Source organism: Hymenobacter sp. 5516J-16 (assembly GCF_022919335.1).
Classification (GTDB): Bacteria; Bacteroidota; Bacteroidia; order Cytophagales; family Hymenobacteraceae; genus Hymenobacter; species Hymenobacter sublimis.
Genome location: NZ_CP095058.1, coordinates 309,312 through 326,898 on the forward strand (window position 1 = coordinate 309,312; position 17,587 = coordinate 326,898).

The following is a 17,587-nucleotide window of genomic DNA, read 5'->3' on the forward strand; positions in this document are numbered from 1 at the left end:
CACGGGCGCATGCCTGGCTGCTTGATTCGGCGTAGCTTTGCCGTATGCCGCACACGTTTTACGCCCCCGATGTAACCCTACCTACCTACACCTTGCCGGAAGACGAAAGCAAGCACGCGGTGCGCGTGCTTCGCCTCGGGGCCGGAGATGCAGTAACGCTCGTGAATGGACGCGGGAGCGTGTACGAGGCTCAGGTGGAAGCGGCCGATGCCAAGCGCTGCCGCCTGCGCGTAGTGCGGGAGCAGCTGGTGCCAGGCCGCCCTTACCAGGTGCACGTAGCGGTAGCGCCCACCAAAAACCTCGACCGAATGGAGTGGTTCGTGGAAAAGGCGGTGGAAATTGGGGTTGATACCCTGACCTTTCTGCGTTGCGCCCGCTCTGAGCGTCGGGAACTGAAGCTGGACCGGCTAGAGAAAATTGCCATCAGCGCCCTGAAACAGTCGGGCCAAGCCTGGCTACCGACCCTGACGGAGCTAACGGATTTTGCCCGCTTCTTGCCTACCACACCATCTGAAACCACGTTTATTGCCCACCTCGAGGACGGGGAACGGACGCCCCTGGCCCGCGTGGCCGCGGCCGGTAGTGCGTGCTGCATCCTCATTGGGCCCGAAGGCGACTTTACCCCGCAGGAAATAGCGGCTGCCTTTGCCCGCGGCATTCGGCCGGTTACGCTGGGCGCCTCCCGGTTGCGGACGGAAACCGCCGCGCTGGCAGCCCTGCACACCGCGCACGTCGTGCGGGAATTGCTGTAGCCGAATTTTTGTAGTCTCCGTGGCGAGGCTTTTTCCGCCTGAGCCGCAGGCGTTGCTGCCTGGTATTTCCTTCTGCGTCGATTTAACTACCTATTCCACATGCGTATTCGCTCGTTCCTAGGACTTTTGTTGCTGCCCTTACTGCTGATGGCCGCTGCGCCAGCTGCGCCTAGCTTTCGCATTGCCAAGCTGCACTACGGCGGGGGCGGCGACTGGTACGCCAACAAAACCAGCCTGCCCAACCTGATTCGCTTTTGTAATCAGGCCCTAAAAACCAACATCGACCCGGAGGAAGCTACCGTGGAACTAGACTCGCCGGAGCTGCTGACCTATCCTTTCATTCATATGACGGGCCACGGCAACGTATCCTTCACCGATGCCGAAGCCCGCAACCTGCGCCGCTACCTTACGGGCGGGGGCTTTCTGCACATCGATGATAACTACGGGCTTGATAAGTTTATCCGGCCGGAAATGAAGAAGGTGTTTCCCGAGCTAGAGTTTGTAGAACTGCCGTTCACGCACCCCGTGTACCACCAGAAGTTTCAGTTTCCGCGCGGCCTGCCCAAGGTGCACGAGCACGACGGCAAGCGCCCCCAGGGCTTTGGGCTGCTCTACAAAGGCCGGCTGGTATGCTACTACTCGTTTGAGTGCGACCTAGGCAACGGCTGGGAAGACCTGGGCACCTACCCCGAGGACACGCCCGCTACCCACGAAGCTGCCCTAAAAATGGGGGCCAACCTAGTAACCTACGCCCTGACCCAGGACTAACAGGTAGTCGCTAACAACCAGAACGAGGGCCCTGCCGCAGAATATATTCCGCGGCAGGGCCCTCGTTCAGTTCAATTCTCACTCTCAAAACTTACGTCTCAGGATTTCGCCCAGCACTAAGGCCGTGCGTAAGTCGGTGGGGTTACGTAACCGCTCCGCAAGCGAAGCGGGAGCTTCCCGGCGGCTTTGCTCCTGCTGCCAATAATCCTGCTGAGGTTGCTGCGCCCTGGCCCGGGGTAGCTCGGCCGCCCGGCGGATTTCCCGGCTCGGGGCTTCCAAGGAGCGGGCTGGAACGCTTCGCTCCAGCGAGCGAGCCGGACGATTTATTTCTTCGAGGGTACGGGCGGCTACCGTGGTTTCGCGGGTAGTGCCCGGCCGGCTGGGGTGGTTTCACCGGTTTCTGAAACCGGCCCGGATGGGTCAGAGCGGTTCTGGTTTTGCATCTGCCGCAACAGTTCCTCAAATGAGGTGGCGGGCAGCCCCGGTGCCACCGGGCGAGGACGGCCGGCGGGGTCGGGGCGGGAATAGCGCCGTTCTCGCTGCTCCCGGGCCGTGGTTTCGCGCGCCTTTTGCACCATCCGCCAGATGAAGACAGCCAGCCCAATTAGAATCCAGGCTAGGGTTTGCAGCTTTTCCATGCGCCAAAGGTGAACTGGTGAAAAGTGAAGTTGTGAAAATTTGGGCAACCAGAGCTAGTTCACACCTTCTCCCTCGCAACTCTACTTATAATTTACCGCACGCCCTGCTCAGGAAAGCGAGCCTGCTTGGTGCGGTAGAAAGCCTGAATTTCTTCCAGATCCTTTTCGTAGTCGCCAGTGGGCCAGAAGGCTGGTCCGACACCGGCTTCTTTGTTTTTATAGTCGAGGTAGCCCAGCAAAATGGGCACGCCGGCGCCCACGGCGGCGTGGTAGAATCCCTTGCGCCATTTGGGCTGGTACTTACGGGTGCCTTCGGGGGTAATGAGAATTACCAGTTCGTCGCGCTCCTTAAAGAGCTGCACCATGCCATCCACGAGGCTGTTGTTCTTGCTGCGGTCCACGGCCAAGCCCCGAGGGAACGAACCAGGGCTCCCAGCACCGGAATGGTGGTCCACTCCTTCTTAATGGTGAGCTTCACATCCACATCCATCAGGAAAAACGCGGCCCGGGCAAACATAAAGTCCCAGTTGCTGGTGTGGGGCGCGGCAATCATCATGCTTTTTTTGATGTCAGCCGGCACCTGAGGCCCCAGTCGCCAGCCGGTTATCTTGAACCAGAACTTCGAAAACAGGTACCAAAAAGTAGAGGTTTTGCGTGCAGTCATGCGGAAATAAACGGGTAGCCGGGTGAGAGGAAGCTACCATATGTCAAAGCTAGAGAAATGTACCGGAAGGCCGCATACCCCCACTTAGCGGGGTTGCAGCAAGGCCCGCAGCTCCGCGGCCCGGCCCAACGTGTAGCGGTAGCCTATATCGAATAGCTCCGGGGCGCGCTTGTACTGGGTCATGCGGTAGGCCCCCAGCTCCGGCGGCTCCAGCAATAGGGCGCAGTGCTGCTTGCTGGGTAAGGTGTTGGCGCCCACGGCCAGGTTCAGGGTCCGCTCAATCAGGCCGCGCAAGGTAGTAATGCGCGGCTCCCGGTGGGGCGGATTGGAGTGGACGCCCACTATCTGCAGGCCAGGTATTCCGACTAAAGCGTCGGTAGGCAAATTGTTGAGTAGGCCACCGTCTACTAGGTGGCGGCCCTGGTATTCTACCGGCCGGTAGAGCACTGGCACGGCCGAGGAAGCCAGCAAGGGCGGAATTAGCGGCCCCTGGGAGAAACGAACACTGGTGCCTTCGGCAATATCCGTTGCTACCAGCGTCAGCGGAATACGCAGCTGCTCGAAGGTAGCATCGAGGCCTAAGTGCTGTTTGAAAAGCTCACCTATTCCGTCAATGCGCAGCAGCCCGTACCGGCTCAGCGAAATGCGCGTTAGCTGCCCCAGGCTCACTTCCTGAAATAGGCGCAGTATCTCACGGGGGCCACGCCGGCCGCATAGAAGGTGGCGGCAATGGCTCCCGAGGATACGCCCGCTAGGTGGCCGATGGGCAACTGCAACTCATCTAGGGCAGCTAGCACACCCAAATGGGCAATGCCGCGCGCTCCTCCCCCGAAAACGCCAGCCCCAGCTGTTGTGGTTGGTTTATCTCATTCATGGTGGCCTTTAACGCCGCAAAGATGCCTACAGCTGTGCTAGACCCAACAAAACCGGTAGTCGCGCCGGCCCGCGGGCTATAAGTCCGTCAGCTTCAGTGTATCAGCTACGCGCACGCCTTTCTCAGTATGTTGCACCGTGATGCACTCGGTATGAGCGTCATGCTCCAGCACCAGCACCCAGTTTTCGTCGGCGGCGCGGCGCAGCACTCGCTCCTTCTCCTCCAGCGTTATGAGCGGGCGCATGTCGTAGCCCATCACGTAGGGCAAGGGCACGTGGCCGGCGCTAGGTAGTAGGTCGGCCATAAACGCCAGGGTGCGGCCTTTGTAGTGTAGCACGGGCACCATCATCTTCTCGGTGTGGCCATCGGCCAGAATAATTTCCCGGAAGCAGGACAGCTCCGTCGGCACAGCGCCCACCGGGTCGATAAAGCGCAGGTGGCCACTTTCCTGAATGGGCAAAATATTCTCCTTCAGGAAACTAGCTTTTTCGCGGGCATTGGGCGTTACGGCCCAGTCCCAATGGTTTTGGTTGCTCCAGTAGGTAGCGTTGGGGAAGGCCAGGTGCAGCTTATCGTCCGGGGTGCGCACCACTGAGCCTCCGCAATGGTCAAAATGCAGGTGGGTCAGGAATACGTCGGTAATGTCGGGGGCGGTGAAGCCGAGCTTACGCAGGGACTTTTCCAGGGTGTCGTCGCCGTGCAAGTAAAAATGCCCCCGAAACTTCTGGTCCTGCTTGTCGCCGATGCCGTTATCCACCAAAATCAGCCGCTGACCGTCCTCAATCAGCAGGCAGCGCATGGCCCAGGTGCACATGTTGTTTTCGTCGGCCGGATTAAACTTTTGCCACATGCTTTTGGGCACTACCCCAAACATGGCGCCGCCATCGAGTTTAAACAAGCCGGTATCAAGGGTATGAACGGTCATCGGGTAGGATTGAGGGGTGGGATGTAGCGGTTATTCTGGTTTATAGAGAAACCAGAACGACATGCTCAGCGTGCCGAAACATCTCTACGGCAGCTAACTTAATTGATTAGCCACCGGTAGGAATGCTTCGGCACACTGAGCATGTCGTTCTGGTTTTGTTTTGATGAACTTACTCTACTACCACGCCCATATTCGAAAACTTATCGATGCGCTGGCTAATGCGCTCATCCTGGGGTAAAGCCTCTAGCTCGTCGAGGGTTTTGAGGATGGTTTTCTTCAGGTTTTTGATCATGGTAGCGGCATCAGTATGCGCCCCCCGAGCGGTTCCTTCACGATACCATCCACGAGGCCAGCTTTGAGCATGTCGGTCGCCGTGAGCTTGAGGGCCTCGGCAGCCTGCTCCTTATAGTCCCAGCTGCGCCACAGGATGCTGCTGCACGACTCAGGCGAAATCACGGAGTACCAGGTGTTTTCCAGCATCAGCACCCGGTCGCCGATGGCAATACCCAGGGCCCCGCCGGAAGCGCCTTCCCCGATGATAATGCAGATAACGGGCACCTTCAGCAGGAACATTTCCTTAAGGTTGCGAGCAATGGCCTCGCCTTGTCCCCGCTCCTCGGCCTCCAGGCCCGGAAACGCGCCAGGCGTATCAATCAGGGTGACAATAGGCTTGTTGAACTTCTCGGCCAGCTTCATCAGGCGCAAGGCCTTGCGGTAGCCCTCGGGGTTGGGCATGCCGAAATTACGGAATTGGCGCTGCTTAGTATTGCGCCCCTTCTGCTGCCCAATAAACATCACCGAGCGGCCATCAAGGTCGGCAAACCCGCCTACCATAGCCTTATCGTCGGCAACAGTCCGGTCGCCGTGCAGCTCAATAAACTTCTCGGTCATACCCTCAATGTAGTCAAGGGTATAGGGCCGGTCGGGGTGGCGCGAGAGTTGCACGCGCTGCCAGCGGGTGAGGTTGGCGTAGGTTTCCTTTTTGAGGGCTTTGATTTTGGCTTCGAGGGCCGTCACGGCATCCGACACATCCACCTGGCTATCGAGGGCCAGTTGTTGCATTTCACGGAGCTTGCCTTCGAGAGCGGCAATCGGTTGTTCGAAATCGAGGAGCATTGCCACGGCAGGGTACGTCTTGGAGGGTACGAGGGGGAATGAGAAGAAAGCAAAGGTAAGCGACGAGGCCGACACGGCGCACTGCCGGTTGCTGTCGATTTCTTTGATTTTTTTTCTGCCTGAGCAACAGCCATCAACGCGAGCGGAGCCGGCTTTTTTCAGCTTTTTTTACTTTCACTGTTGCGCAGTCCAATCCGGACCTCTACTTTTGCACCACTTCACCGCCACTCGGGCCGCGAAGTAGAACAACCTGGTTCGGTAGTTCAGTCGGTTAGAATGCCGCCCTGTCACGGCGGAGGTCGCGGGTTCGAGTCCCGTCCGGACCGCGAAGGCCCTTCAGATTCATCTGAAGGGCCTTTTGCTTTTTCAACTGCTCCAAGCTTCTATCCTACCCCCAACACAGATTGTGGTATTTGGTTCGGCTATATTGGTGGGCTAAATCTGTCGCAGGCTAAATACCGGCGGATATAGCCCTAGGTTTACATGATTAAGACAGAAGGTTGAAAAATATTTTTGTCTCCTATTTCATTTAGTAACAGTATACTACCCTTAAAAAAGGGCTTTAACAGACCGTTAATGCGCTTTTTTATTTGCACAGCCCAAAACACCCGTCTATATTTGCATCACAATAACGGAAAGCACCCGGCTTTTTAGTTAAGGTAAACGGTTCGGTAGTTCAGTCGGTTAGAATGCCGCCCTGTCACGGCGGAGGTCGCGGGTTCGAGTCCCGTCCGGACCGCAAAAAGCCCCAGCATCAAATGATGCTGAGGCTTTTTCGGTTTTGTGGCATTTTGAGGACGCCCAACCTGATGCAATACTGGTTTACTTTCCAGGCTCCTACCCCATAAGCTGACAACCATGCGTTGAGCTGAAGTTCCCAAGTAGAGGACGAGCGGCGCGGATATGAAACTCCACCGGTACGCCCCGGGCGTCGCGCAAGGCCAAGCCTACCAGAGCCGCCCGGAGCTGGGATTCCACGGAATGTGCGGGGAGGGTTGACATAATGCGCTAAGTATTATGGAGCCAGAAGAGGTAGCAGTTCGACTAAGCTGCTAATGCGGTGAGCGGGTTTAAAGGCGGCATAATCAGGGCGTGGCCGAAGCCATAGGAAGCCCAGCAGGCGGCAATGCCGCAGTTGTGGGCGAACTGCAGGTCCGTAGCCGTGTCGCCAATCATGAGGGTAGTGGCAGAAGTGAACTGCGGAAACTGGGGCTGAATGCGCTGGGTAAACAGGGCCGGATCGGGCTTGAGTGGCAGCGGCGTGGCAGCCGTGGGGTCGTCGCCCAGCACCAGGGCAGCGTACGCGCGCAAGCCTAGCCGCGCCAGCGAATTCTCTAGAATAGCTAATCCCTTGTTGCTGATAATGGCCACCGTACACCCGCGGGCAACGGCCGTAGCCAGTACCTGCTGGGCGCCGGGAAAAGGAGTAACCAGCGGCTCGGCCTCGGCGCTATAAATGCGGCGGTAGGTTTCAACCCAAGTAGCGGGTAGCGGGCTAGTACCGGCTGGGTGCAGTGCCAACAGGGTTTCGGCGAGGGGCAGCCCCTGTTGCACCACCGCCTGCAGGGCCGGCTCCACTGGCTCAACCAAGCCAAATTCCTGAAACGTACGCCGCAGGGAGTACTTGATGGCGTTGCGGGTATCGCAGAGCGTGCCATCATAATCAAATAATAACAGGGAGTAGCTCATTCGTCACGAAAGTACGGGAAGGCATCTTGTGGAAGGCTGCCAAGGGAAGAAACCGTCCTACCCTGGCAAGACGGATCATCATTCAGCTGCTCAGAACAAGGTTACTAGTAGCACTTGGAGCACGATGGCTTCTAGATTTTGAGCAACTACGAAAGTGCTGCTTTAGAGGCTGGTCGCGCGCTGCTGGTTCAGCGGCAAGGCTCCGATGCGTAGGAGCTTTGCCCCTACTCGCCCCGGGCCCACTCGAGCCAGCCTGTCAGGATGGGGGTAACCGGCTGGGTGAAGAAGTTGGGTCGCGCTGCCTCATCCCCTTTTCGTACAAGCGGCGGTTAGGGCGTCCGTTGAGCAGAACACTTTGGTGAGGTGGCTGCACTGCTGGGCCGTGGCTGAGAACGGTAGCAGGCCTATGCAATGAGCAGCGCTCCGGCGCGCAAGAATTGGAACATAGGCTAGGAAGAATATAAATTCTACCAGTCAGGTGCTTTAATCGGGCACATTCCACAATCCACTGCTGACTTTTTTTGCGTACTGCCCGTATTCTGGCCGAATAGTTGCCGTCCGGAGTCCTACTTTTGCCTCCCCATTTGCGGCTTTACTTCTTTTGATATGCCTAGACTTTTCCTACTTCTCTGGCTGATGCTGATGGCATTGGTTGATGTGAGCCCAGCCCTAGGTCAGGGCGGCCCGGCAGCCCGCGCCAAAATGCGCGGCAAAACCTACGTGCACCGCCCCAATTACCGCACCTATAAAGGAGGAGGCCGCCGGGCCCGCAAGAAGCGCACGGCCCGCTACCGGCAGCGGTGGTACCAGATCTGGCGCAAACGGAAAAGAACTACAACTCCGGCCCCCAAGCAGCCCTCGCGCAACCAAACCATTGGTGGAGGCTAGCGGCAAGCTGTTATAAGTCACTAGTAACCGGCCTTTCTCATCTTCGTGATGGGAAAGGCCGATTCTTGTAACCTGGGGTCTAGAACATTAGTTCGGCCCGGCGGCCCGCACAATTTTTTGCCGATGCCTGAGTTAGTAGGCTGGACCTAACCTGTTTGGCCTATGACCCGGATCGTGCTTTTGTTGGTTGCGCTGTTGATGATTGGCGTGGCCGAACCCGTTGATGCCGCCCGCCCTACCCGGTACGCCCGGGCTAAGATGCGCGGCAAAACCTATACCCACCGCCCCTTCTACAAGCGCTATAAGGGCCGCAAAACCAGTAAGAAGCGTTTCTCGCTGCTGCGGCAGAAATCCCGCTCCCAATCCACTTATAAAGTAGGCCGGCACTCGACGCGGTAACTTTTCACTCCCAACGCCACGGCCCGTTTTCCGGCACTACTTCCCAATGCTTACCGCAACGGAGGTACCGGAAAACGGGCCGTGGCGTTGGAGCTAGCGGCTGGCCTGGGCATACCAGGTTCGCCGCACCTGGCGCAGCAGGTGCTCGGCCGCGGCCTGGTTGGGGGCGTCGGGCAGCGCAGAGGTGGCAAAAGCGGCCTCCACCCGATCTACCAGGGCCTCAGCTTCGGCTACCAACTCATCGTAGGCAAACTCGCCGCGGCGGATTTGCAGCAGAAACGCACGGTCGGGGCGGCGCACGTGCAGTTGGCCCGTGGTGGCAATTTCCTCGGCCATGCGTAGCAGCCTAAACACGTGGAGCATATTTTTAGCGTCGTAATTTTTGCCGTGCTGCACGGTATTCTGGTAGCGCTCCGGATTACGCTTCTGCTCCCATTCTTGGTAGTCGCGGTACACGCGGCAGTAGGTGCTGTAGCCGTTGCGATTAAAGCTGAGGTAGGCGACTGGCATTTCCCCTTTCGGCACGGCCGAGAGCTGCACATCCTGGGAAGTTTCCGGGTCGCGCACCAGGCCCCGGTAGCCGTGGCGCTGGTCGGGCGTTTCATCCACGAACAGGGCGTATAAATCGTTGAGGTGGTTTACGTTGGCCAGTCCACACTGGCTGGCAGCGTAGCCGCGCCGGCTAAGCCACGCAGCTACTAGTTGGGCCCCAGCGCCTACCGTTACGTAGCAAAAATCCAGCACCGACTTGCGCTGGGCGGCTCGGGGTGGTTGATTTTTTTGTTCAGGCCCCGCGCCTTCCGGATCTGCGCCACGGCGTACTCGGCGAAGCTCTGGCGGCACAGCTTGGACAGGAAGTCCTCGGCCCGGAATGCCTCGAAAAGGGGGTGCCGGTACACTACGCAATCCGCAGGAGTACCCAGCAGCTCTAGTACTGTAGGGTTGCTTTTGAGCAGTAACCCCACGAAGCGGCGCAGCTCATAGAATACTTCGTCGTTGGTGTCATTGGCTACCTGAGGCACGTACGTGAGGCCGTAAAACTCCGCTTCGGGCAAAATAAACACGCCTTTCAGGTCAGTATCGGAGTGGGGCAGGTTGGTGCCATAGGCGCGGCTGCCACTAATGGCTTCAAATAAAATCAGGCCGCGTTGGCGCAGGTCGGCAATGGTCATAAATAGGCGGGGCGGGACTGGTGGTATTGTGCGTCATATAGATGCGCTACTACTACTTCTCTTGGTTGCGAAATTTGCGTAAGCAGCGCCCTTCTCTGATAAGCATTAATCTGATACCGAGACGTGAAATGCCGCGTTTCTACGGCCGTTTCAGGGTTCTACAGCCAGGCCCGAAACAGGTCGTTCAGGGAGGGCGTAGGGTTGGCCGGCCGACTAATGGGCAACTGTTCGCGGGCCGCCAGGGCTACGGTGTACTCGGCTTGGAGGAAGGCGACCAGCGCGGCAGGCCGCTCCACGGTAGTTTTTTCGTTGGCGGTAGCTTTCCGAGCCAGCAGTTCCTCCACGGTGCTGTTTAGGGCGGAGGGCAGCAGTTGCCGCAGCTGCCCAAATTCCATCGGGGGCACTTCGGCGGGGCGCTGCTGAATCCAGCGGGCGGCCAGTGTGGAGCGTAAGGCGTAAAATAACCGCTTCAGGCGTACGTCTTCCGCAGGTAGATCTTCTTCTACCCCACGTCGCATCAGGCCGATGTAGTGGTTAAAGCCAGCGCGCGCATTCCAGCAGGACGGCAGCAGCGGCGCCAGCGCCGCTCGAAACCCGGTTGCCTCCCGGTACACCACCGGCGATTGAAGCCACTCGAACAGGGCCGCGTTGGAGCCGCGCAGCAGCTTCAGGGTTTTGCGTAGCTCCCAGCCGGCTAGGTCCAACTCCTCATCCACTGGAAAGTTGAGCGTATCGGGTTCCTCATCCAAGGTTTGGTACCACTCGGCGGGGTGGCTGTAGATAAAGCGCACGTCGTAGTCAGAGTCTGGCGAGGGAAATCCCCAGGCCCGGCTACCCGACTCGCAGGCGTAGAGGACGCGGATACCGTGGGTGGTTTCGAGCTGGGTAATAGCTTTTTGGATGCGAGAGAGCATAATCGGAAGATAATTACCGGGGTGTAAGCAGGGTGCGCAAAGAACGGTGCTACCAGTGGAAGCTCGGCGCTGCTTCCGTTCTATTTTGCCGATTCAACTCGTTTTAATCTTCCGGCTAACCTGAAAACCCATCACCAAATTCTCTGCTGCCATACAATGGGTCGGCTGTGTACTAGCGCCACCATTTGGTTCGGGTACCCGACTAATCGTTTGTGATGCTTCCCCGAACAATGTTTTATATTTCCCACTGCTGCCTTCCCAGCACCCTAACGATGATGCCCTTCTCTACTTTTTCTCTCCTACCGGCTGGCCTGCTGCTTGGCCTCGTTCTGGCGGCCTGTCAGTCTCAGAACGCCTCTACCACTTCCTCAACGCCAGCAGTGGCTACGGCGGAAGCTGGCGCGACTACCCCGCTACTCCCGCTGAAGCCATCAGCGCCGCCACGATTGGCCGGTATTTGCAGGCCGTTTCCTCGGATGAGATGCTGGGCCGCAAGCCGTTCACCCTGGGTGAGCAGCGCAGCACCCAGTATCTGGCCGACGAGTTCAAGCGCCTGGGGTTGCAGCCCGGCCCGGGTGGCTCCTACTTCCAGCCCGTACCCCTGGTCGAAATTACCGGTACGCCCGCGCCTACCCTCCACATCAAGGGCAAAGGTCAGCCCCTGAGCTTCCAGTACAAAACTGATTTCGTGACGTTTACTCAGCGCGAGCAGCCGCAGGTGAGCGTCAGCAACTCCGCGCTGGTGTTTGCCGGCTACGGCGTGGTGGCGCCCGAGTACGGCTGGGACGATTACGCCGGCCTCGACGTGAAGGGCAAAACGGTGGTGGTGCTGGTGAATGACCCCGGCAATGCGGGCAACGACACCACCTTGTTCAAGGCAAGGCCATGACCTACTACGGCCGCTGGACCTACAAATACGAGGAAGCGGCCCGCCACGGCGCCGCCGGCGTGCTCATCGTGCACGACACCAAGCCGGCGGCCTACCCCTGGTCGGTGGTACTAAGCGGGGCCGTCAGCCCCAAGCTGCGCGCCCAAACCGCCAACAACGGCGCCGACAAGTGCGCCCTGGAAGGCTGGCTGAGCCTAGACGCGGCCAAAAAGCTGTTCCAGGCCGCCGGCCAGAGCTACGAGCAGCTCTATGCCGCTGCCAATACCAAAGGCTTCCGGCCCCTGCCGCTGGGTGGGCTTACCCTTTCGGGTAGCATCCAGAACAAGCTCCGCCGCCAGACCTCGCGCAACGTGCTGGCCGTGCTGCCCGGCACCACCCGCCCGATGAGTACATCATCTACTCGGCCCACTGGGACCATTTTGGGGTAGGCAAAGCCATTGCCGGCGACTCCATATACAACGGAGCGGTGGACGACGGCACTGGTTTGGCGGCCCTGCTCAGCATTGCCGAAGCGTTCCAGAAAGCGCCGCAGAAGCCGGAGCGCAGCATCGTGTTTCTGGCCGTCACGGCCGAGGAACAGGGCCTGCTGGGCTCGGCCTACTACGCCCAGCACCCGCCCTACCCCTTAAACAAAACCGTAGCCGACCTGAACATGGACATGCTCTGGCCCTATGGCCAGATGAAAGACCTCACGGTTATCGGCTACGGGCAGTCGGAGCTGGAGGACTACGCCCGCGCCGCTGCCCGGGAGCAGGACCGCTACATCCTCCCTGACCAACAGCCCGAAACCGGTATGTTCTACCGCTCCGACCACTTCAACTTCGCCCACGTGGGCGTGCCCTCCCTCTACGCCAGCGGCGGCTTCGAGAGCCGCACCCGCGGCAAGGACTACATTGCCCAGCAGCGCCAGAACTACACCACGAACATGTACCACAAGCCCGCCGACCAGTTCGACCCCAACTGGGACCTCGCAGGCATTGCCCAGGACGCCCAGCTTTACTTCCGCGTGGGCCAGCGCCTAGCCGCCGAAACTACGTTCCCGCAGTGGCGGGCCGGCTCGGAGTTCAAAGGCGCGCGGGACAAGAGCATGGGCAAGTAATCAGAACTCTTAATTCTAGTTGCGCCCTACCTTGTTCAGAGCCCCGAATACGCAGTCGGGCGCAGGAATAAGATATCAATGTGTGACACGTTGTTTTGGTACTCTGGCAGGCTGGAAAGTTTCTTCCACTCGGGGTCGTTGCCGAAGGCTTTCCAGTGGGCTTCCCGGGCTTGCATGTTCTCGAAAGAGGTCATGTACAGCAGGTTTGGCATTTTCGAGCCGAAAACTACTTCTCCGTAGAAAATGGCATTGAAGCCTAATTGGGAGAACAGCTTGATTTCTCCGCCGGCGTTAAACATCTGCACTTTGTTGCGGAATAGCTTCTCGCTGGCGCCCTCGTAGCTCCGCAGTTCATACACCCGTTCGTTTTTGGGCCCGGTGAGCTGCGGAGCCGCCAGGCTCGTCATTTGCTCAAAGGGCTTGATAAAAACCGTTTCCAAGCGGCTGTACGCCGGGGCAGTGTGAACCGCATTCACGTAGGCGCCTCCGGTAGCCAGCAGTTTGGTGGTGGCTTCCTGACTCACTTTCTCCCACTGCTTCAAGGATGCGTACGGAGTCAACACATAGATTTTTCTGTCAGCGGCCGTGTCGTTACCCAGTGGTTTAAACACGCCAATGGTAGTGATGCCGGCGGCGCGCAGTACTGGCATGTACTGATGCTGGAGGAAACTGTCAATTACCGCCTCCTGCCGGCTGGTTTTCAGGTGGTACACCTTGAGTTCCATGTAGGCGGGCCGCGTTGCTACGGCCCGAGCGGCCACCTGGCTCCTACTCATTCCGAGGCCCAGTAGAACGGTAATCAGCAGGAAGTGAAGCTGTTTCATACACGAAAGAAGTAAAAGAGACTGAACAATGAGGTGTTCGTGCTACCATAGAGAGGAATGCGCAAGCACACCCCGAACCACGTCACAGCCAAGCTACCGAAACAGGTGGTACTGCACATCGAAGCGGCCCTTACGAACCGGCAGTGGCTTGGCTCGTGGGTCGGTAGTGCGCAGTTGTCCCTCGAACGTACCGGAAAGAATCTGCGCGTCGGCATCTAATCGGGTGATGGTTACCCGGGCGACATCGGGCAGTTGGCTAGGCTGAGCAGTGGGGCCTGTCCATTGCTCAGGGTTGCCCAAGGCGCTGGCTTGACTATACAAGCTGTCGGTAATTTCGTCGTACAGCTCCAGGTTGTAATCTTTTCGCGCGTCAGAGGGTGAATTCGCCTCGTACACGCCTGGGCCCTTCACGTGGGTAAGCCAGAGGGACAGCCGCTGGCGCCTGGCTGGGCCCGCACGCAGTTCCGTCATGATTCGAAACGAGTAAATTGGGTTAGCGGGGTCACCATTTTCAAGCACGCCCGAGACTCGAGCGGGGCAATAGTCTGCACACACTTTTCCATCGAAGCAGTGGCCGAAATTGCGCCACACTTTACCGGCCAGCTCAAAGCCCAGGGTACCTGCGCCGCGTTGAGTGGCAGCAGGCAGCTCAAGTCGTGGGGCAGGCCCGGCGGTGCTATCAAGGCGCTGCTGCTCCTGCCAGCACCGTTGCTGCCCGGCTTGCTGAGCATCGGCCTGATACTGCCGGGTAGAGTCGGGGCTGAAATAAACCGCCTTTTTATCTACCACTGTCCAGCCCGTAGGATGGTCTTCTTCGGCAGGCGTTATCCAGTTCATCAGGGGCGTGAGGGGCCGAATCCTAACGGTACGGCTGTGCCGAGCGTTTATTCCCTGCAAGCTCCAGTATTGACAGCCTTGTCTTGCCACCACGGCCCCGTTCCGGCGAGCGTAGATGTATTCGGTTTTCCAGGTAGCATGGCTGTCATTGGTACCGAAGAAAAAGTGGTATTGATGTGATAAGGAGATGATACCCAAGCCGAACAGCCACAGGCACAACAGCAGGCCCAGCGTCAAGGACAGTAGTAAACTACCCCAAAGCACCTGGGGAAGCCACTTCAGCTTGGGTAGCCGCTGCGCCACAAATGGGGAAAGGAGCCAGATACCGCAGTGCAGCCCACTGCTCATGCCACGGTTGTTGAATGCTAGCGGTGTGAGCCATTCTAGCAAACTCAGCAGCAGGCACAGCAGCCACGCCCGCGCCAGAACGCCGCTCAGGCTACGGGGGCACAGCAGTCGGCGGGGTAAAGAAAACTCCTCTGCAATGGGCTTCACAGGTTCCAGCATGATGCTACAGCCGTGGGTCTACGGCCTCACTTTCCAGGGCCAGCACCCCGAACACGCACTGGTGTACCTCCCGGAGCGGGGCGCCGGCCACGAAGCGCTCCAGGCCTTCTACTCCCAGGGCGAATTCGCGCAGGGCCAGGTTGCGCTTGGCTTTGACGGCCCGCTCGCGCAGGCGCTCCAGGTTGCCGGGCAGCAGGTAGTCGGGGCCGTAGATGATGCGCAGGTACTCGCGGCCGCGGCACTTGAGGGCCGGCTGCACCAAGTGCTGGCGGCCGCCGGGGATGAAGTCGTAGGGCTTGACTACCATGCCTTCGCCCCCGGCCCCGGTGAGGTCGGTCCACCATTGGGTAGCAGCTTCCACGTCGGCAATATTCTGAAGGTTCACCACGCGGTAGGGAGTGGCACGGAGTAGCGCCTCGTCGGCGAGACAGATGCTGCGTAGGGTTTCCATGTGCCAGGCGTGGTCCTTGTCGAAATAGGTGTGGCCCTCGGTGGCTAGCAGGTGGAAGGGCGCTAGGCGCAGGTCGGCGAGGCTTTCCACGGGCCAGCAGTAGCGGCGGTAGGCCTGGGCGTAGTGCTCGGCGGCAGTTTGGCGAGCCGTGGCGCGGGCCAGCAAGGCTTCGACCCCGTCAAGGCCCCGAGAACTGGCCTGACTAAGCACGGCTACGGTTTCGGGTAGCGCAGCCGTAGCCGCGGCGGCCACGGCCGCGTACTGGCTCTTGATGAGTTCCTGAGCCTTGGCCGACCAGGGCAGTAGCTCCGCATCCAGGCAGAGCCAGTCGGTCTGGAACCGCTCCCAAAACCCGGCAGTGGTCAGCGCCTCTTGCAAGCGGGTGAGAAAAGCGGCTTCCAGGGCGGCATCGGTGAAGAAGTTGAGGCCAGTGCGGGTGTAGCACTTGCCCGGCCCCTCGCCCACCACCCCAAAACGGCGGCGAGCCGCGGCCTCGTCGCGGGCCAGCACCACTACCACGCGGCTGCCCATGTGCTTTTCCTCGCAGACTACCCGCTCCAGGCCCTGACGCCGGAAGTAGTCGAAGGCTTCGGCGGGGTGCTCTAGCAAGTCGGGCAGGGCCGAGGTTTCCGAAGGGCTCATGGTGGGCGGCAGGTAGAGTAGCCACTTGGGGTTCAGAGCAAAGCGCGACATCACCTCCAGGGCGGCCGCCGCGTTTTCCTCCCGAATAGTTACCGAGGGCAGCAGGCGGGTTTTAATAATCTGTTTACCCGTCACGTCGCGGATGTCCAATAAATCGTCGTGCTGCTGCTGGGCGGTGAGCTGGGCCACGTCGGCAGTTACCTCGGCCGGGCGTAGCGGCCGCACCGGCTCGCAGTACACCTGGGCGGCGGGCACGGCTACCAGCTCCCGCTCGGGGTAGCGCAGGGCCGTGAGGCGGCCGCCGAACACACAGCCGGTATCAATGTCAATAGTGTTATTGAGCCATTCGGGGTCGGGCACGGGCGTGTGGCCGTATACCACCATGGCGCGGCCGCGGTACTCCGAGGCCCAGTTGTAGCGCACGGGCAAGCCAAACTCGTCGATTTCGCCGGTGGTTTCGCCGAACAACGCAAAGGCCCGCACGGCACCCGAGCCCCTACCCTGCATTTCCTCGCGCATGCCGGCGTGGGCGACGACCAGCTTGCCCCCATCGAGCACATAATGGCTCACGAGGCCATCTAGGAACTGTCGCACCTGACTTTTAAACGCCTCCGACTCGGGAGCCAGCTGGGCCACCGTTTCGGCAAAACCGTGCTTTTCGGCTACTTGCTTGCCGTTCAGGTAGCGCAGCAGCTTGATGTCGTGGTTGCCGGGCACGCACAGGGCCTGGCCGCCCTGCACCATGCTCATGACCAGCCGTAGCACCTGGGGCGAGGCGGGACCCCGGTCTACCAAATCGCCCAGGAACAGGGCGCGACGGCCGGCGGGGGCCGTTACACGCACACCCAAGTCGCGGGGTCCTGAGCGGGCTCGGTCTGCACGACGTAACCCATTTGGGTAAGCAGCTGCACCAACTCATCGTAGCAGCCGTGCACGTCCCCGATGATGTCGAAGGGCCCCGTGTCTTGCTTGCGGTTGCTGTACAGCGGGTCGCGGACGATGGTTTGTACGGCGTCCACTTCTTCGGGACCATGCAGGTGGTAAACGTGGCGGAAGCCCTCCTGCTTGAGGGTTTTGAGGCTACGGCGTAGCTGCTGGCGCTGCTGGGGCACTACATGGCGGCCCAGGTGCCGGCGTTCGGGCGGGCTTGGTTGCGGTCCTCGGCCACCCGGTCGGGCACGTCGAGGATGATGGCCGTGGGCAGCACGTGGTAGTCGCGGGCAAGCTGCACGAGGGTTTTGCGGGCCTCGGGCTGCACGTTGGTGGCATCTACTACCGTTAAGAGGCCACGCTTTAGGCGCAGGCCCACTAGGTAGTGCAGCAGGGCAAAGGCCTCCGGCGTGGCCGACTGGTCGTTTTCATCATCGGCCACCAGGGCCCGGCAGTAGTCCGACGACACAATTTCGGTGGCCTGAAACAGGCGACGAGCAAACGTAGATTTGCCCGCGCCCGAAGTGCCAATGAGCAACACCAGGGAGAGTTCGGGAAGTTTAAGGGAGGTCAGGGGCATACAATGGCGAAAACGGAATTACGGCTTAC

General features: G+C 59.6%; 24 protein-coding genes, 2 tRNA genes and 1 pseudogene. 9 read left to right on the plus strand and 18 right to left on the minus strand.

Translation table 11 applies throughout. The features are described 5' to 3' along the window. The first annotated feature begins 44 nt into the window (after positions 1-44). On the plus strand, positions 45-752 hold the full coding sequence (locus MUN84_RS01535; RefSeq protein WP_244696349.1) for a 16S rRNA (uracil(1498)-N(3))-methyltransferase: 708 nt from the start codon (positions 45-47) through the stop codon (positions 750-752). A 99-nt stretch (positions 753-851) separates the two neighbouring features. Then, complete coding sequence (locus tag MUN84_RS01540; RefSeq protein ID WP_244696350.1) at positions 852-1,520, plus strand: DUF4159 domain-containing protein; 669 nt, start codon at positions 852-854, stop codon at positions 1,518-1,520. An 84-nt stretch (positions 1,521-1,604) separates the two neighbouring features. Here the strand turns inward: MUN84_RS01540 and MUN84_RS01545 are convergent, their stop codons facing one another. The 8 genes and pseudogenes from MUN84_RS01545 to MUN84_RS01575 form a co-directional block, all read right to left on the minus strand. After that, positions 1,605-1,799, minus strand: coding sequence for a hypothetical protein (locus MUN84_RS01545; protein WP_244696351.1), 195 nt, complete (start codon positions 1,797-1,799; stop codon positions 1,605-1,607). 68 nt (positions 1,800-1,867) lie between these two features. After that, positions 1,868-2,158 (minus strand): hypothetical protein, encoded by a 291-nt coding sequence (locus MUN84_RS01550; protein ID WP_244696352.1) that lies wholly within the window; start codon positions 2,156-2,158, stop codon positions 1,868-1,870. 92 nt (positions 2,159-2,250) lie between these two features. Next, complete coding sequence (locus MUN84_RS23410; RefSeq protein ID WP_317239068.1) at positions 2,251-2,523, minus strand: hypothetical protein; 273 nt, start codon at positions 2,521-2,523, stop codon at positions 2,251-2,253. Next, the gene (locus tag MUN84_RS23415) at positions 2,487-2,822 is read right to left on the minus strand and encodes a 1-acyl-sn-glycerol-3-phosphate acyltransferase (RefSeq protein WP_317239069.1); all 336 of its coding nucleotides are present in this window, start codon (positions 2,820-2,822) and stop codon (positions 2,487-2,489) included. Before MUN84_RS23415 ends, MUN84_RS23410 begins: the two co-directional genes overlap by 37 nt. 84 nt (positions 2,823-2,906) lie before the next feature. After that, positions 2,907-3,491, minus strand: coding sequence for a patatin-like phospholipase family protein (locus tag MUN84_RS01560; RefSeq protein ID WP_244696353.1), 585 nt, complete (start codon positions 3,489-3,491; stop codon positions 2,907-2,909). Beyond that, positions 3,488-3,619, minus strand: coding sequence for a hypothetical protein (locus tag MUN84_RS01565; protein WP_244696354.1), 132 nt, complete (start codon positions 3,617-3,619; stop codon positions 3,488-3,490). Before MUN84_RS01565 ends, MUN84_RS01560 begins: the two co-directional genes overlap by 4 nt. 153 nt (positions 3,620-3,772) lie before the next feature. After that, the gene (locus tag MUN84_RS01570; protein WP_244696355.1) at positions 3,773-4,621 is read right to left on the minus strand and encodes an MBL fold metallo-hydrolase; all 849 of its coding nucleotides are present in this window, start codon (positions 4,619-4,621) and stop codon (positions 3,773-3,775) included. 169 nt (positions 4,622-4,790) lie between these two features. Continuing rightward, a pseudogene (locus tag MUN84_RS01575) lies at positions 4,791-5,737 on the minus strand (acetyl-CoA carboxylase carboxyltransferase subunit alpha). Positions 5,738-5,989: 252 nt separating this feature from the next. Between MUN84_RS01575 and MUN84_RS01580 the strand changes: the two are divergent. Together MUN84_RS01580 and MUN84_RS01585 are read left to right on the plus strand one after the other, a co-directional pair. Next, positions 5,990-6,063 (plus strand) — tRNA-Asp (locus tag MUN84_RS01580). A gap of 339 nt (positions 6,064-6,402) precedes the next feature. Then, positions 6,403-6,476, plus strand: a tRNA-Asp gene (locus MUN84_RS01585). Between the two features lie 98 nt (positions 6,477-6,574). On the opposite strand, the gene MUN84_RS01590 is transcribed toward MUN84_RS01585, so the two are convergent. After that, positions 6,575-6,739 carry a hypothetical protein gene (locus MUN84_RS01590; protein WP_244696356.1) on the minus strand — a complete coding sequence of 55 codons (165 nt, stop codon included), beginning with the start codon at positions 6,737-6,739 and terminating at the stop codon, positions 6,575-6,577. A 42-nt stretch (positions 6,740-6,781) separates the two neighbouring features. Beyond that, entirely contained in the window at positions 6,782-7,426 is a 645-nt protein-coding gene (locus MUN84_RS01595; protein ID WP_244696357.1) for an HAD family hydrolase, read from the minus strand. A 606-nt stretch (positions 7,427-8,032) separates the two neighbouring features. On the opposite strand from MUN84_RS01595, the gene MUN84_RS01600 reads away from it, so the two are divergent. Both MUN84_RS01600 and MUN84_RS01605 read left to right on the plus strand, forming a co-directional pair. Continuing rightward, on the plus strand, positions 8,033-8,314 hold the full coding sequence (locus tag MUN84_RS01600) for a hypothetical protein (protein WP_188558976.1): 282 nt from the start codon (positions 8,033-8,035) through the stop codon (positions 8,312-8,314). A 162-nt stretch (positions 8,315-8,476) separates the two neighbouring features. After that, on the plus strand, positions 8,477-8,713 hold the full coding sequence (locus MUN84_RS01605) for a hypothetical protein (RefSeq protein WP_244696358.1): 237 nt from the start codon (positions 8,477-8,479) through the stop codon (positions 8,711-8,713). A gap of 93 nt (positions 8,714-8,806) precedes the next feature. On the opposite strand, the gene MUN84_RS01610 is transcribed toward MUN84_RS01605, so the two are convergent. The 3 genes from MUN84_RS01610 to MUN84_RS01620 form a co-directional block, all read right to left on the minus strand. Further along, positions 8,807-9,457 (minus strand): hypothetical protein, encoded by a 651-nt coding sequence (locus MUN84_RS01610; protein ID WP_244696359.1) that lies wholly within the window; start codon positions 9,455-9,457, stop codon positions 8,807-8,809. Continuing rightward, positions 9,436-9,885, minus strand: a complete 450-nt coding sequence (locus MUN84_RS01615) for a DNA polymerase beta superfamily protein (protein WP_244696360.1) — start codon at positions 9,883-9,885, stop codon at positions 9,436-9,438. The genes MUN84_RS01610 and MUN84_RS01615 overlap by 22 nt, the downstream gene beginning before the upstream one ends. 158 nt (positions 9,886-10,043) lie before the next feature. After that, complete coding sequence (locus MUN84_RS01620; protein ID WP_244696361.1) at positions 10,044-10,799, minus strand: DNA polymerase beta superfamily protein; 756 nt, start codon at positions 10,797-10,799, stop codon at positions 10,044-10,046. A gap of 457 nt (positions 10,800-11,256) precedes the next feature. Between MUN84_RS01620 and MUN84_RS01625 the strand changes: the two genes are divergently transcribed. The 3 genes from MUN84_RS01625 to MUN84_RS01635 are packed head-to-tail and all read left to right on the plus strand — an operon-like array spanning position 11,257 to position 12,787. Continuing rightward, positions 11,257-11,688 (plus strand): hypothetical protein, encoded by a 432-nt coding sequence (locus MUN84_RS01625; RefSeq protein ID WP_244696362.1) that lies wholly within the window; start codon positions 11,257-11,259, stop codon positions 11,686-11,688. After that, positions 11,685-12,116, plus strand: a complete 432-nt coding sequence (locus tag MUN84_RS01630) for a hypothetical protein (RefSeq protein WP_244696363.1) — start codon at positions 11,685-11,687, stop codon at positions 12,114-12,116. The genes MUN84_RS01625 and MUN84_RS01630 overlap by 4 nt, the downstream gene beginning before the upstream one ends. A gap of 8 nt (positions 12,117-12,124) precedes the next feature. After that, a complete protein-coding gene (locus MUN84_RS01635) occupies positions 12,125-12,787 on the plus strand; it encodes a M20/M25/M40 family metallo-hydrolase (protein WP_244698584.1) in 663 nt (220 codons plus the stop codon). Positions 12,788-12,822: 35 nt separating this feature from the next. On the opposite strand, the gene MUN84_RS01640 is transcribed toward MUN84_RS01635, so the two are convergent. The 5 genes from MUN84_RS01640 to MUN84_RS01660 form a co-directional block, all read right to left on the minus strand. Next, positions 12,823-13,611 (minus strand): NIPSNAP family protein, encoded by a 789-nt coding sequence (locus MUN84_RS01640; protein ID WP_244696364.1) that lies wholly within the window; start codon positions 13,609-13,611, stop codon positions 12,823-12,825. A gap of 93 nt (positions 13,612-13,704) precedes the next feature. Further along, positions 13,705-14,955: a hypothetical protein gene (locus tag MUN84_RS01645; RefSeq protein WP_244696365.1), complete on the minus strand. Its 1,251-nt coding sequence runs from the start codon at positions 14,953-14,955 to the stop codon at positions 13,705-13,707. 4 nt (positions 14,956-14,959) lie between these two features. Continuing rightward, positions 14,960-16,891, minus strand: a complete 1,932-nt coding sequence (locus MUN84_RS01650; RefSeq protein WP_244696366.1) for a polynucleotide kinase-phosphatase — start codon at positions 16,889-16,891, stop codon at positions 14,960-14,962. Beyond that, on the minus strand, positions 16,882-17,160 hold the full coding sequence (locus tag MUN84_RS01655; RefSeq protein ID WP_244696367.1) for a hypothetical protein: 279 nt from the start codon (positions 17,158-17,160) through the stop codon (positions 16,882-16,884). The genes MUN84_RS01650 and MUN84_RS01655 overlap by 10 nt, the downstream gene beginning before the upstream one ends. Next, the gene (locus MUN84_RS01660; RefSeq protein WP_244696368.1) at positions 17,160-17,558 is read right to left on the minus strand and encodes an AAA family ATPase; all 399 of its coding nucleotides are present in this window, start codon (positions 17,556-17,558) and stop codon (positions 17,160-17,162) included. Before MUN84_RS01660 ends, MUN84_RS01655 begins: the two co-directional genes overlap by 1 nt. Between the last annotated feature and the right edge of the window lie 29 nt (positions 17,559-17,587).